The organism is Methylobacterium aquaticum, assembly GCF_001043915.1.
In the GTDB taxonomy this organism is placed as follows: domain Bacteria; phylum Pseudomonadota; class Alphaproteobacteria; order Rhizobiales; family Beijerinckiaceae; genus Methylobacterium; species Methylobacterium aquaticum.
The window spans coordinates 1-709 of sequence record NZ_LABX01000498.1 but is presented as its reverse complement, the minus strand read 5'-3'; the positions used below and the strand labels follow the sequence as shown (position 1 = coordinate 709).

The following is a 709-nucleotide window of genomic DNA, read 5'->3' as shown; positions in this document are numbered from 1 at the left end:
AAGAACGCTTACCGAGTTCCTAGTGTCGTTGCACCACTACCGGCGCGCGCTGAACGACATGCAGCAATAGAACGCGCGACCGGAACGAATTCCTACGACGGCGGCATTCCGAACGCGACCTTGGTCGTCGTGACCAACTCCGCGTAGGCGAGCCAGGGATCGCAAGGCAAGACGCTCCGCCGCTCAAGAAGCTCGGCCAGAAGGATCGGCGCAAGGAGCGCAAGGCCGGGAGCCAGGGGGATCACCGGTGAGGGCGTTCCGGCTGCATCGTGGCTGGCGCGAGCCGAACGGCGTTGTGACGGACCACGCCACGCTGGAGCGGGTCATCAAAGCCACCAGCGCCTCAGAGGCCATGAGCGCGGCCCTGGCCGAGGGGGACTTCCTCCTGACCGAAGACGCCAACTTGGTCTGGCTCACTGACGATCAGGGGACCTTGGTTTGGTCGCTCCATCTGTATGATGAAAACACGGCTCTGAACCCCTGAAGGTACGCCCACCTGCGTCTGCAAAGGGTGGAGGCTGTGTGAAAAGAGCGTCTGATGGTCAGGCTTGCCTCACATGGCGGAAGGCTGCTTCGAGGTTTTGCAGGACGCGAGGGTCGCAGGTTGAAACTTCGTAGAAGCTGCTGTCGATGGCGCGCACGATGAGCACGGGTACCGTAGCGCCTGCTTCTGGGTAAGCCTGAAACTCGCCCTAGATGACCTGCTGAG

Annotated in this window: 1 protein-coding gene; it reads left to right on the top strand. The window is 62.1% G+C overall.

All coding sequences use genetic code 11. From position 1 onward, the window contains the following. Positions 1-247 precede the first annotated feature (247 nt). The gene (locus VP06_RS33460) at positions 248-484 is read left to right on the top strand and encodes a hypothetical protein (protein WP_048444515.1); all 237 of its coding nucleotides are present in this window, start codon (positions 248-250) and stop codon (positions 482-484) included. The last annotated feature ends 225 nt before the right edge of the window (positions 485-709 follow it).